8 protein-coding genes, 1 tRNA gene and 2 pseudogenes are annotated in these 12,592 nt (G+C 67.5%); 4 read left to right on the forward strand and 7 right to left on the reverse strand.

The window, feature by feature from the left end; genetic code table 11:
• Window positions 1-128 (forward strand): annotated as a pseudogene (locus AC1DWT_RS36430) (WhiB family transcriptional regulator); the annotation flags it as partial.
• A gap of 41 nt (window positions 129-169) precedes the next feature.
• Here AC1DWT_RS36430 and AC1DWT_RS36435 read toward each other — a convergent pair.
• The 3 genes from AC1DWT_RS36435 to AC1DWT_RS36445 all read right to left on the reverse strand — a co-directional run bounded on the left by AC1DWT_RS36435 (window position 170) and on the right by AC1DWT_RS36445 (window position 3,944).
• Window positions 170-1,507 carry an ABC1 kinase family protein gene (locus AC1DWT_RS36435; RefSeq protein ID WP_477924383.1) on the reverse strand — a complete coding sequence of 446 codons (1,338 nt, stop codon included), beginning with the start codon at window positions 1,505-1,507 and terminating at the stop codon, window positions 170-172.
• On the reverse strand, window positions 1,507-2,397 hold the full coding sequence (locus tag AC1DWT_RS36440) for a hypothetical protein (RefSeq protein ID WP_477924369.1): 891 nt from the start codon (window positions 2,395-2,397) through the stop codon (window positions 1,507-1,509). Before AC1DWT_RS36440 ends, AC1DWT_RS36435 begins: the two co-directional genes overlap by 1 nt.
• A 119-nt stretch (window positions 2,398-2,516) precedes the next feature.
• Window positions 2,517-3,944: a zinc-dependent metalloprotease gene (locus AC1DWT_RS36445; protein ID WP_072937676.1), complete on the reverse strand. Its 1,428-nt coding sequence runs from the start codon at window positions 3,942-3,944 to the stop codon at window positions 2,517-2,519.
• Window positions 3,945-4,057: 113 nt separating this feature from the next.
• Here AC1DWT_RS36445 and AC1DWT_RS36450 point away from each other — a divergent pair, with 113 nt between their 5' ends.
• On the forward strand, window positions 4,058-5,080 hold the full coding sequence (locus tag AC1DWT_RS36450; protein ID WP_072937792.1) for a YlbL family protein: 1,023 nt from the start codon (window positions 4,058-4,060) through the stop codon (window positions 5,078-5,080).
• Window positions 5,081-5,116: 36 nt separating this feature from the next.
• Here the strand turns inward: AC1DWT_RS36450 and AC1DWT_RS36455 are convergent, their stop codons facing one another.
• Window positions 5,117-5,728, reverse strand: a complete 612-nt coding sequence (locus tag AC1DWT_RS36455; protein WP_072937677.1) for a PPA1309 family protein — start codon at window positions 5,726-5,728, stop codon at window positions 5,117-5,119.
• A gap of 155 nt (window positions 5,729-5,883) precedes the next feature.
• On the opposite strand from AC1DWT_RS36455, the gene AC1DWT_RS36460 reads away from it, so the two are divergent.
• Window positions 5,884-8,865: a UPF0182 family protein gene (locus AC1DWT_RS36460; protein ID WP_072937678.1), complete on the forward strand. Its 2,982-nt coding sequence runs from the start codon at window positions 5,884-5,886 to the stop codon at window positions 8,863-8,865.
• Window positions 8,866-8,943: 78 nt separating this feature from the next.
• Here the strand turns inward: AC1DWT_RS36460 and AC1DWT_RS36465 are convergent, their stop codons facing one another.
• Together AC1DWT_RS36465 and AC1DWT_RS36470 are read right to left on the reverse strand one after the other, a co-directional pair.
• Entirely contained in the window at window positions 8,944-9,486 is a 543-nt protein-coding gene (locus tag AC1DWT_RS36465; protein WP_477924373.1) for a transglycosylase family protein, read from the reverse strand.
• Between the two features lie 480 nt (window positions 9,487-9,966).
• Window positions 9,967-10,296 (reverse strand): annotated as a pseudogene (locus tag AC1DWT_RS36470) (transglycosylase family protein); the annotation flags it as partial.
• Between the two features lie 440 nt (window positions 10,297-10,736).
• Between AC1DWT_RS36470 and AC1DWT_RS36475 the strand changes: the two are divergent.
• A tRNA-Met gene (locus AC1DWT_RS36475) sits at window positions 10,737-10,813 on the forward strand.
• Between the two features lie 104 nt (window positions 10,814-10,917).
• Here AC1DWT_RS36475 and AC1DWT_RS36480 read toward each other — a convergent pair.
• Window positions 10,918-12,552: an acyl-CoA synthetase gene (locus AC1DWT_RS36480; protein ID WP_477924375.1), complete on the reverse strand. Its 1,635-nt coding sequence runs from the start codon at window positions 12,550-12,552 to the stop codon at window positions 10,918-10,920.
• Window positions 12,553-12,592 lie beyond the last annotated feature (40 nt).

Consider the following 12,592-nt stretch of genomic DNA (forward strand, 5'->3'; position numbering starts at 1 on the left):
ACGCCGCTCTCGATCGAGGTGAGCCGTGGGGCGTGTGGGGTGGGGAGATCTTCGACCAGGGTGTCGTGATCGCCCGCAAGCGTCCCCGTGGACGTCCCCGCAAGACGCCGGCTCTGGTGTGTGCGTAGCACCTGTGAGTACTTGTTAACCGCCCGCGGTTAACAAGTACTCACAGGTCGGGGGCCACGAACCCGGGGAGCCACCGGGTGAGGATCGCCATGTACGGCGCGTACGCGTCCAGTTGGGCGCAGATCCCCACCGAGCCGACGAGAACCCGGAAAATCATCAGATACTCGGCGGGCAGATTCAGTGCCCGGGCGGTCCGGAACTGCGCACTGTTGAAGTCGGTCGCGGAACCCGCCGCCTTCTGCAGCCAGGCGCGGGTGAAGTGGAACGATTCGGTACGGATCGGATCGGTGACGGGACGCAGGTAGTCGGCGATCTCCTTGTCGGTCACCGTCCTGCCCGGCAGGACGAATCCGTTGGCGTGCAGCAACTCCGTCAGTTCGTCGAACTGCTCGTGGACTGCCAGCCGGACCATCGCCCCGAGCACCGGTGGGAGACCGTGCGGAAACGGTGCCGCGGCACCGAAATCGATGACCCCCAGGCGGCCGTCGCTGCGCAGCATGAAGTTACCCGGATGCGGGTCGCAGTGAAGCAGGCCGACGCGGGTGGGGGAGGCGAAGTGGAACTCCGCGAGCAGTGCGCCGGCAGTGTTGCGTTCCTCGGGGGTGCCGTCGGCGATGATGGCCGACAGCGGTTTCGCCGACATCCATTCGGTGACCACCACCTTGGGGGCGCTGGCGACGACGTGCGGAATCGCGAACTGCGGGTCCCCGTCGAACACCTTCGCGAAGCGGCGCTGATTGTTCGCCTCGATCCGGTAGTCGAGTTCTTCTTCGGTGCGGGCGGTGAATTCGTCGATGACCGGCCGCACGTCGACCCCGGGCATGACCGAAGCGAACAGACCCGCGAACCGTCCCAGTGTCTTCAGGTCGGCGCGCAGCGCTTCGTCGGCGCCGGGGTACTGAACCTTGACGGCCACGTCGCGGCCATCGGCCCACACGGCGCGATGCACCTGGCCGATGCTGGCCGACGCGGTCGGGGTGTCGTCGAACGACTGGAACCGCTCCCGCCACTTGGTGCCCAGTTGCTGGTCGAGCATCCGGTGGACCGCCTTCGCGGGCAGCGGAGGTGCCTGCGCCTGCAGCTTGTTCAGCGATTCACGGTAGGGTTCCGCGAACTCCTCGGGGATTGCCGCCTCCATGACGCTGAGCGCCTGGCCCAGTTTCATGGCGCCGCCCTTGAGTTCGCCGAGGACGGCGAATAATTGCTCGGCGGCCTTCGCGCTCAGCTGGGCGTCGATCTCGTCCCTGTCGCCGCCGGTCAGCTTCCGGCCGAACCCCATCGCGGCACGCCCCGCGATCCCCAACGGGATGCTCGCGAGTTTCGCGGTGCGGGCAGAACTCCTGCGGGGGATGTCGGGCACCCCACCATCATGCATCATCACCGATGCCGGTTCGATTCGCCCACGGCGGGCGCCAGATACGTGCAGCTGCAACTCGCCTGCCTCGGCCAGCGCCGCGTCACCAGGCGGTGCGCCCCCAGATCGATCTCGAGCGTGGCGTCGAGACTGCTGGGCGGCGCGCCGCGCGGGGCGGACAGCACGGCCTCGAGTTGGCCGAGGGCGACTGCGGCCGTGGCCATGATCACGGCGGGACTCGCATGCCCGACCGTCCCCAGGAGCTGAGCGGACAGGTGCGGCCAGTCCTCGTCGTACGCGGCGCGGAGGAGATCGGCGCACCGCAGGCAACTCGTGTGGCCCGGCAGCACGAGCGGACCGACCACACCGCGACCGTCCCGCAGCCGGACCTGCAGGTGCGGTATCCCGTTCTGGATCAGATCCGCAGCGAGGCGAGGGTCCGCCACCAGGTCGTCCGCGAGCACGACGCACAGGGCGTTCCACCGCCGGACATCGCCGTCGGCGGAGTAGCGGAACGAGCGGGAGACCCGGATGCCGCCGTCGGTGAGCCCGGTGGACACCGCATCCGACAGCGGTCCGCGCCCGTGCACGCGGATGGTGATCGTGTCCGCGACGGGGGAGGTGCCCGCGACGTCGATCAGACCGGCGCGGTCCAGATCGCCGAGCAGCTTCGACACGTCCGTGGGCGCCAGGCCGTATCCGACGGCCGTCCACAGGATGTGCGGCCGCGTGTTCTTGCCGTCGAGCAGTCGGACGACGGCGAGGAGTTGCTCGGTCCGGACTCCGGGCGGTGGGGAGAGGACGAGTGCGCGCTCGGGATCCCAGCCGAACTGCACCCGCCCGTCGGGGCGGACGAGCACGGCGATCCGAGGATCGAGGGTGACACCGACGGGGTGCGGGTGCGAGATGGTCACGCACCGAGGATTCCAGGCCACGACTGGTCGCCGGCCCGGAAAAGACGAGTTGTCCACAGGCCGAAACGTGCTCCGACCTGCGGACTTCCCGCTACCGACACATTGGTGCGATCAGGGGGTCAGGACTCCGGCTCGTCGTCCTTACCGGACTTGCCGCGTTCGGCCTCCTCGGCCCGCTCGCGGGCCTCCGTCGCCTCCAGCTGCGCCATCGGATTGTCGAAGTCGCCGCCGTCGCCGCCCCCGAGTACCCGTTCGACGAACGCGTCCGGGCTGTCGAGGTCGGACGAGTCGGGCAGCAGGTCGGGGTGGGCCCACACGCCGTCACGGGCGTCGACGGTCGACTCGGACGTCAGGCGCGTCCACAGCTGCGCCGCCTCCCGGACCTTGCGGGGACGCAGTTCGAGTCCGACGAGTGTCGCGAACGTCTGCTCGGCGGGTCCGCCGGTCGCGCGCCTGCGGCGGAGCGTCTCGCTGAGTGCCGCGACGCCGGGGAGGCGGTCGTTCAACGCCGACGCGACGACGACCTCGACCCAGCCCTCGATGAGGGCGAGCAGTGTCTCGAGTCGCTCGAGGGCCTGCTTCTGCTCGGGTGTGGTCTGCGGTTCGAAGGCACCCTGCTGCAGGATGTTCTCGAGCTGCGACGGATCGGTCAGCGCGGACGGATCGAGCCCCTTCGCCATGTCCTCGATGGCGGAGAAGTCCATGGTGATGCCGCGGGCGTACTCCTCGACGGTGGCGAGGAGACGCTGACGCAGCCACGGGACGTGGCTGTACAGGCGCTGGTAGGCGGCCTCACGTGCGGCGAGGAAGACGAGGATCTCCCGGTCGGGCTGTTCGAGCCCCTTGCTGAACCGTTCCACCGCTGCGGGAAGCAATGCGCCCGTGCCCGCCGGACCGAGGGGGAGACCGATGTCGGTGGAGGTGAGGACCTCCTTCGACAGCTGGCCCAGCGCCTGGCCGAGCTGGGAGCCGAACGCGAGGCCACCCATCTGGCTCATCATGCCGAGCATCGGTCCTGCCATCTGCTGCGCCTCTTCGGGCAGCCCCTGCACCCACATGCCCGACACCTTCTCCGCCACCGGGTCGCACAACCGCTTCCAGGTGTCGAGGGTGTTGTCGAGCCAGTCGTTGGGCGTCCACGCGACGGTCTTCGACGCGCCCGCAGGCAGCGTCGTCGCGGCGTCCAGCCACAGTTCGGCGAGCCGCGAGGCGTCGGCGATCGCCTCGGAATTGCCCTGCGTGATCGGAGCGACGGACCCCATCTGCTGGCGGGCGAGCTTCTTCGCGACCTCGTAGTTGACCGGGCCGGTCTGCTCCCCGGACCCCATCGACGTGCCCATCCCGCTCAGCATCTGGCCGAACTGGGTGAGCATCTGGCCGAGGGCGGCCGGGTCGAAGCCCCCGGCGGGGAAACCACCCGCCCCGAAACCGAAGTCGCCGGAACCGCCCGCGTTCTTGTCGCGGTCGGGCCCGTTCTGATCCCCCGTGTTCTTGTCACGATCGGGATCGTCGTCGGGTTTGGAGAAGCCGAAGGGCGGATTGCTCATGACTCAACGGTACAAGGCGCATGGTTCGGTGGCTGCCGACCGCGTCACGCTGACGGCGAACACGCGGACGGCCGACAGCGGTGCCCGGTGGTTCGCGCTCTACGCTGGTCCAGGTGAATCGACGGATCGTGACGCTTCTGGCTGCGCTGGCCCCGATCGTGGTACTCGGCATTCTCGGCACCGTGATCACGGTGCCGTTCGTGGCTCTCGGGCCGGGACCCACGTTCAACACCCTCGGCGAAGTGGGTGGTGAGCAGGTCGTCGCCATCGCGGGGACGGACGTGGACGACACCACCGGCCACCTCAACATGACGACGGTCGCCGTCCGCGACGACCTCAACGTGTTCGAAGCGTTCGGACTGTGGGCGAGTGGACGCCAGGGCATCGTGCCCCGCGAGGAGGTGTACCCGCCGGACAAGTCGAAGGACGAGGTCAAGCAGGAGAACGACGCCGACTTCCAGCAGTCGGAGGACAGCGCCGAACTCGCGGCGCTCCACTTCCTGGGCAAGCCGGTGGACCTGCGGATCGCCAAGGTCGGTGAGGACGGCCCCTCCCAGGGGCTGCTGCGCGAAGGCGACGTGCTGGTCAGTGTCGACGGAAAGCCGGTGTCGACTGTCGGCGGYGTGCAGGAGGCGGTGGCCGACGTGGCCCCGAACACCGAGGTGCCGATCGTGATCCGGCGTGACGGCGCCGAGACCACGGTGCGGGTGGTGCTCGGTGCCCGCCCGGACGACGAGGCCAAGGGCTACCTGGGGATCACGCCGGAGGAGGTCCCGGACGTCCCGTTCACGATCGACTTCAACCTCGCCGACGTGGGCGGCCCCTCGGCGGGACTCATGTTCACGCTCGCCGTGATCGACAAACTCAGCCCGGGCGAACTCAACGGCGGCAAGTTCGTCGCCGGCACCGGCACGATCGACTCCGACGGCGACGTCGGCCCCATCGGCGGCATCAAGTACAAGTTGATCGCCGCGTCCGAAGCGGGCGCCGAGACATTCCTCGTGCCGGCGAAGAACTGCGACGAGGCACGCCAGGGGGCACCCGACGGGCTCCGGCTGGTGAAGGTCGAGAACCTCGACGGGGCCGTTGACGCGCTCGAGGCCGTCAACGCCGGAGCCGACGCGCCGCACTGCTGACTGCGGCGCGGTCGGTCCTTCTCGACTGCGGAGCGGTCAGTCCTCTTCGGTCGCGTCGAGGGTGGCGTACAGCGCGCTGACGAGATTCGGCGCCAGGTCCTCGTAGGTGAGCAGTTCGATTCCGGCGTACGGGTCGGCGTCCTCGTCGGGGCGCAACTGCATCAGGCACAGCGACGGTCCGTCGCGCAGCACGGCGGCGATGAGCCGGGCGGCCCGGCGGTCGGGATGCGACTCGGCCGCGGCCCGTGCGGCGTCGTCGGCGGCGTCGCGGTCGGACAGGAGGGGGACGAGCGCGTCGTCGAGATCGGATTCCGCCTCGGGAGGCAGGACCACGATCTCCTGGACGAGGGCGCACCCGACCACGGACTCGGGCCAGCTGGTGGTGGCGAGGAATTCGTCGAGTGCGCGTGACCCGCCGTCGATGTCGCCGGGGAACGGATCCTGTTCCACCGGGGTCAATTCCGCACCGTCGGCGAGTTGGTCGAGCAGGCTCGGTTCGGCGGCCGCGAGGAGTTCGGTCGGGACGAGTGCGAACATCTGGGGCGGCTGATCCCACCCTCCGGCATCGACGAATTCGACCACCTCACGCACGCAGCGGGCGAGGGCGTCCGTCTCTCGGTTCACATTCTCTTCACTCACAGGACCCATCTTCGCACCCCCGGAACAGGACCGACGGCGGCAACTCTCGGTTGTTACGTAGAGTGGGACGAAACGGTCACGCCCTCGCTGTTCGGGGTGTGGACGACCGAACGGTGCAGTTGACCGCGGCGTGAGAACGTCGCCGAGTTCTTGGAGTGTGGCACGTGGGCATGCGGCCCCCCGCAGGTTTACCGTCGTTGTCCAAACGCAGTCGAGTGCTGCTGGTGCTGGCGCTTGTCGTCGCGGCCCTGCTGCTGGTGGGTCCTCGGCTGATCAGCACGTACACGGACTGGTTGTGGTTCGGTGAGGTCGGATTCCGTGGTGTCTTCACCACGGTCCTCGTCACCCGTCTGCTGCTCTTCCTCGTGGTGGGGGTGGTGGTCGGCGGAATCGTCTGGCTGGCACTGCTGCTCGCGTACCGTTCGCGGCCGGTGTTCGTCCCGGTGTCGGGTCCCAACGATCCGGTGGCGCGGTACCGCACCACGGTGATGACCCGGCTGCGTCTGTTCGGCCTCGCGATTCCGATCGCGGTGGGACTGCTCGCCGGCCTGATCGCCCAGTCCAGTTGGGTGACGGTGCAGTTGTTCGTCAACGGCGGCGCGTTCGGCGTCGCCGATCCCGAATTCGGCCTCGACGTCGGCTTCTACACGTTCGATCTGCCGTTCTACCGTTTCGTCCTCAATTGGCTGTTCGTGGCGGTGCTGCTGGCGTTCTTCGCGAGCCTGGTGACGCACTACATCTTCGGTGGGCTCAAGCTCGCGGGCCGGGGCGGCGCGCTGACCAATGCGGCGCGAGTCCAGTTGGCAGTGCTGGCGGGAACGTTCATTCTCCTCAAGGCCGTCGCGTATTGGTTCGACCGGTATTCCCTGCTGTCGAGCAGCCGCAAGGAGCCCACGTTCACCGGTGGTAGCTACACCGACATGAACGCGGTGCTGCAGGCGAAGCTGATCCTGCTGGCCATCGCGGTCATCTGCGCGGGCGCGTTCTTCGCGGCGATCTTCCTGCGCGATCTGCGGATTCCCGCAATGGCCACAGCCCTTCTCGTGCTCTCGTCGATCCTGGTCGGCGCGGTGTGGCCGCTCGTGGTGGAGCAGTTCTCGGTGCGCCCCAACGCCGCCGACAAGGAGAGCGCGTACATCGAGCGGAACATCGCCGCCACCCGGCAGGCGTACGGCATCACCGACGACAAGGTCGAGTACCAGGACTACCAGGGGTACGGGACGACGCCGCCGCGCGACGTGCCCGCCGACGTGACGACGATCGCGAACACGCGACTGCTCGACCCGAACATCCTGTCGCGGACGTTCACCCAGCAGCAGCAGCTGAAGAACTTCTACGGTTTCCCGCCGACGCTCGACATCGACCGGTACGACATCGACGGGGAGATGCGTGACTACATCGTCGCGGCCCGCGAGTTGTCGTCGAAGAGCCTGACGGGCAACCAGACGGACTGGATCAACAAGCACACCGTCTACACGCACGGCAACGGACTGGTCGCGGCCCCCGCGAACCGGGTGAACGCCGCCGCAGGCGAGTCCGCGGAGGAAGCCGCCAACAGCAACAGCGGTTACCCCGTCTACATGGTGAGCGACATCGCCTCACAGGCCGCGGGCAATCAGGTCATCCCGGTCGAGCAGCCGCGCATCTACTACGGCGAGGTCATCGCCGACACCGATGCCGACTACGCGATCGTCGGTGGTTCCCAGGGTTCGGATCCGCGGGAGTACGACACCGACACCTCGCGCTACACGTACACCGGTTCGGGTGGTGTGCCGATCGGCAACTGGTTCAACCGGCTGGCGTTCGCGGCGAAGTACACCGAACGCAACATATTGTTCTCCGGTGCCATCGGTTCGGATTCGAAGATCATCTACAACCGGGACCCCCGGGACCGGGTCACGCACGTCGCACCGTGGCTGACCGCGGACGGCGACTCCTACCCGGCCGTCGTCGACGGCAAGGTCGTGTGGATCGTGGACGCCTACACCACGCTGCAGGACTACCCGTACGCTCAGCGCAGTTCGCTCGACGGACTGGTGGAGGACAGCATCGACCAGAACACCGGCCGCCTGCTGCCCCGCAAGGAGGTGTCCTACATCCGCAACTCGGTGAAGGCCACCGTCGACGCGTACGACGGCACCGTGAAGCTCTACCAGGTGGACCAGAACGATCCCGTGCTCGACGCGTGGATGGGTGTGTTCCCCGACGCGGTTCAGCCTGCGGACTCGATTCCGGACGAACTGCGCGCGCACTTCCGTTATCCCGAGGACCTGTTCAAGGTGCAGCGCGAGATGCTCGCCAAGTACCACGTGGACGATCCGAAGGAGTTCTTCACCAACAACGCGTTCTGGTCGGTGCCGAGCGATCCCACGATCGACACGAGCGCGAACCAGCCGCCGTACTACGTGCTGGTCGGTGATCCCGAGACCGGGAAACCGTCGTTCAACCTGACCAGTGCGATGGTGGGTTACAGCCGCGAGTTCCTGTCCGCCTATCTGTCGGTGAAATCGGACCCGGAGAACTACGGCAAGTTCACGGTGCTCCAATTGCCGACGGACACCCAGACCCAGGGTCCGCAGCAGACGCAGAACTCGATGATCTCCGATCCGCGGGTGGCGTCGGAGAGAACGCTGCTCGAGAGATCGAACAAGATTCAGTACGGCAACCTGCTGACACTGCCGATCGCGAACGGCGGCATCTTGTACGTCGAACCGATGTACACGGAGCGAAGTTCGACGGGCCCGAACACGTCGACGTTCCCGCAGCTGTCCCGAGTGCTGGTGAGCTACCGCGAGCCGCCGCCGAGTAACAGTGTGCGCGTCGGGTACGCCCCGACTCTGGCACAGGCGCTCGACCAGGTGTTCGGTGCGGGAACGGGCTCGGTGGCCACGGCGCCCAGCGCCGAGGAGGGGACACCTCCGGAGACCGGCACGACGCCGCCCGTCGCCCAGGGTGCGGCCCCGGCGGCGCCCACCGCACCGGCGACTCCGCCGTCCGGCACGGACGTCTCGGCGGCTGTGGCGGAGCTGGATGCGTCGCTCGACGCGTTGACGTCGGCGCAGCGCAGCGGTGACTTCGCGGCGTACGGTGCGGCCCTCGCCCGGGTGCAGAAGGCGGTCGCCGCGTACGAGGCGATCCCGAAGTAGAGGCGTTTCACCGGGAGAGCGAACGAGGCCCTGTCATCCGAACCGGATGACAGGGCCTCGTCGTATACGAGCGGAAGATCAGCGCAGTGCGTCGACCAGCTGCGGGTTGGCGTTCACCAGCTGCTGGAACTGCTGTCCGTAGCCGTTCTGCTCGGCGACCTGACGCGCGGCGTCCAGTGCCTGCTGCGCGGCGGGCTGGACCGGAGCGGGCGCCTGGACCTGTGCCGGTGCCGCGGGGGCGGGCGCCGGAGCGGGCGCGGGGGCCTCGGCGACGGCGCCGCCACCGGTGGTCAGGTACTGACCGCACACCGGCCAGGCACCCTGGCCCTGCGTCGCGAGAACATTCTCGGCGACACGGACCTGCTCGGCCTTGCTGGCGTTCGACGCCGAGCCGCTGCCGCCGTTGGCCTCCCAGGTGCTCTGCGAGAATTGCAGGCCGCCGTAGTAGCCGTTTCCGGTGTTGATTCCCCAGTTGCCGCCGCTCTCGCACGCTGCGACGCCGTCCCAGTTGTGGGAGGCGGCGGAGGCGGTGCCGGTGCTCAGGCCGAGCGGAACGGCGACGACGGCTCCGGTGACGGCGATCCATCCGAGGGCACGCTTGCTGATGCTGTGATTGGTCATGCGGGGTCAATCCTCTCCGCGCTTGCTGGCGTGGCCGGCCTGCGGGCGACGACGTTCGCGTCGTCGCGCCGGGCTGCGATTCTGTGCCGCGTCCCTGCCCCTCGAAGGTTTCGGGGATTCCGAACCCGCGGGGCAGAGCTAGCAGCGGCGGGCCGGCTTTCGCCCGGTTGTTTCGGGCCGAGAGCGACCGTACGGGAGCTTCGCCCGCAGTTCACCTGGCGAAAATGGTGAACAGGTGTCCGGCGTCGAGGGCGAATTTTCCCTGTTTCCGCAGTTCAGAAGCGCTTGATATCGTTTCGGAGTCGATTCGTTACACCGTTGTTATGTGGCGGGGATCACTACTAATTTGTGCAGCGGCTCACGCGTAAATGGCGGGGAAACGGATCTCGGTGGTGTAGGCACGATGCCGTGCAATGCCCGAGCGCCCTGCGCGCAGTCGTGCTGCGCGCAGGGCGCTCGGGCAAGTGTGGGTGCGGATCAGAGGTACTGWCCGCAGACCGGCCAGGCGCCGGGTCCCTGGGTCGCCAGGACGTTCTCGGCAACGCGAATCTGCTCCTCGCGCGAGGCGTTCGAAGGCGAGCCGGAGCCGCCGTTCGCGGCCCAGGTGCTGTCGGTGAACTGCAGGCCGCCCGAGAAGCCGTTTCCGGTGTCGGCGCCCCAGTTGCCGCTGCTCTCGCATGCTGCGACAGCGTCCCAGTCTCCGGAAGCGGCCGAAGCGGTGCCGGTGCTCAGGCCGAGCGGCACTCCGATGACTGCTCCGGTGAGTGCGACTGCGCCCATGGTCCGCTTGACGATGCTGGAATTGAACATGTGGTTGATTCCTCTCCGCGCCTGCCGACGAGGTGGTCGTGTGGATGACGGCTGGTGTGCCGACCCGCTGGTCGATCTGTCCTCGTCCTGCCCCTCGAGGTGTCGGGATTCCGGATCCCGCTGGGGCAGGTCGAGCTGCGGCGGGTCGGCGTTGCCCGTTGGTTTCGGGCTGGCAACGAACGTACGCGGCGATCACGGAATGGTCACGGGCCGATTTTCTGTGACGGGCGTCCAAATACTGGGATGAACGCACGGTGTTTTCGCAGGTCGACCCACTAGTTGCGGATTCCGAAAACGTTACAGATTTTCCCAAAAGTGTGACGCAGGTCATAACTTTTAGGTAACGGATGTGACTCGGGTGGTGCTGAAAGGTTGCTAGTCGGCCTCTTTCCGGGCGATTTGCAATCCGTTCGTTCGCTCGTGTAACTTTGTTCATGCAGCGCGGGGTGGAGCAGCTCGGTAGCTCGCTGGGCTCATAACCCAGAGGTCGCAGGTTCAAATCCTGTCCCCGCTACCACCGAAGAACCGGTGTCCTGGAATCCAGGGCACCGGTTCTTTTTTGTTTCCGTATTCAGTTCCGTGGCCGGCGACGGAGCGCCGGGTGGGGCGCAGGCCGGTGGATCATGTCTCCGTGACGTCCATCTCGATCAGGACGCGGCGCAGCAACTTGCCCGTCGCGTTGCGGGGTAGTTCCTCGATGAAGATGATCTCGCGGGGCACCTTGTACCGCGCCAGGTTCGACTTGACGTGAGTCTTCATTTCCTCGGCGTCCTTCGCGGACCCGGGGGCGGGCACGACGAAAGCCCTGAGTCGATGGCCGAACTCGGAGTCCTCGACACCGATCACGGCGGCCTCGAGCACGTCCTCGCGGTCCGCGAGCAGGTTCTCGACCTCGAGCGGGTAGACGTTCTCGCCGCCGGAGACGATCATGTCGTCGTCGCGGCCGTCCACGAAGAGCAGGCCGTTGCGGTCGAAGTGCCCGACGTCGCCGGTCGACAGCAGGCCGTTGATGCGCTCCTTGTCGCGACCGTCGGTGTATCCGGAGAAGCTGAGACCGCTGGCGACGAAGATGCGTCCGACGGTCTCGGGTTCGGTGATCCGCCGACCCGACTCGTCGTACAGCTCCACGTGGCACGTGACGGGTGCCCGTCCCGCGGTACCCGGCGCCAGTTCGAGGTCGGCGGGTGTCGCGACGGTGGCGACGGCGACCTCGGTGGAGCCGTACAGGTTGTGGAGCACCGTGCCGAACGCGGCGGTGGTGCGCTTGCAGAGGTCGGGGGAGAGCGCGGACCCGGCCGCGAAGATGATCTTCAGGCTCGACGTGTCGTACTTCGCCAAGGTCTCCGGTCCGAGATCGATGATGCGCTGCAGCATGGTGGGAACGACGACCAGCGTGTCGCACCGGTGCTTCTCGACCAGGCGAATCGTGTTCTCCGGATCGAACTTCCGATGCATCACCACGGTCTGGCCCAGCGCCAGCGCGAGTGCGAACTGGGAGACTCCCGTCCCGTGGAAGGCGGGGGCCGCCATCATCATCGTCTGGCCGCGCCGCAGCGGAACCCGGTCGAGGAACTGTGCCGACGCGAGCGGCGACGTGTGTCCGCGGGGAGCGCCCTTCGGTGTGCCGGTGGTGCCACTGGTGAGGAGGACGAATCCACCGAGCGCGGACGGTGCGGGCAGCGAAGCGCGGTCTCGGCCCTCCATCGCGTCGTCGAGCGTGCGGACCCGGGACGTCGAATTTTCCTCCGCCCACGAACGATAGACGATCACCTCGTCCGGGAGGGCCTCGGCGACCTGGTGGAATTCGTCGTCGTACACGAACGCCTGCACCTGCTCGCGGGCGGCGACGTCGACGAGTTGCGGCCGGGCGAAACCGGTGTTCATCAGCACCAGCTTGGTGCCGTTCTTGGCGGCGGCGAGCATCGTGAGCACCAGGCCACGATGATTGCGGCACATGCATCCCATGACGGAGCCCGCAGTGATGCCGTCGGTCTGCCACGCACGCACCAGGGCGTTGGACTGTTCCTCGATGTCGGCGTAGGTGAGGGCGCCGCGCTCGTCGATGATGGCCACCGCATCCAGGCCCGCCTCGGCGTTCGCGTGGACGGGTCCTGCGAACGGGCCGTACTTCCGCACCGCCAGAATCGATCGGACACCCTGGTCGACGCGGGGAAACGGAACGAGGCCTGCGCGGTTCATCACCCGCACAGCTCCCACGGCGTCCGTCAGCTTGGTGAGAACGTGCTGCACTGACATGTCGAACCCTTCGGATAGGCGGGACCGTGTCACCAGTCAG

It is taken from the genome of Rhodococcus sp. P4_B6 (assembly GCF_056402215.1).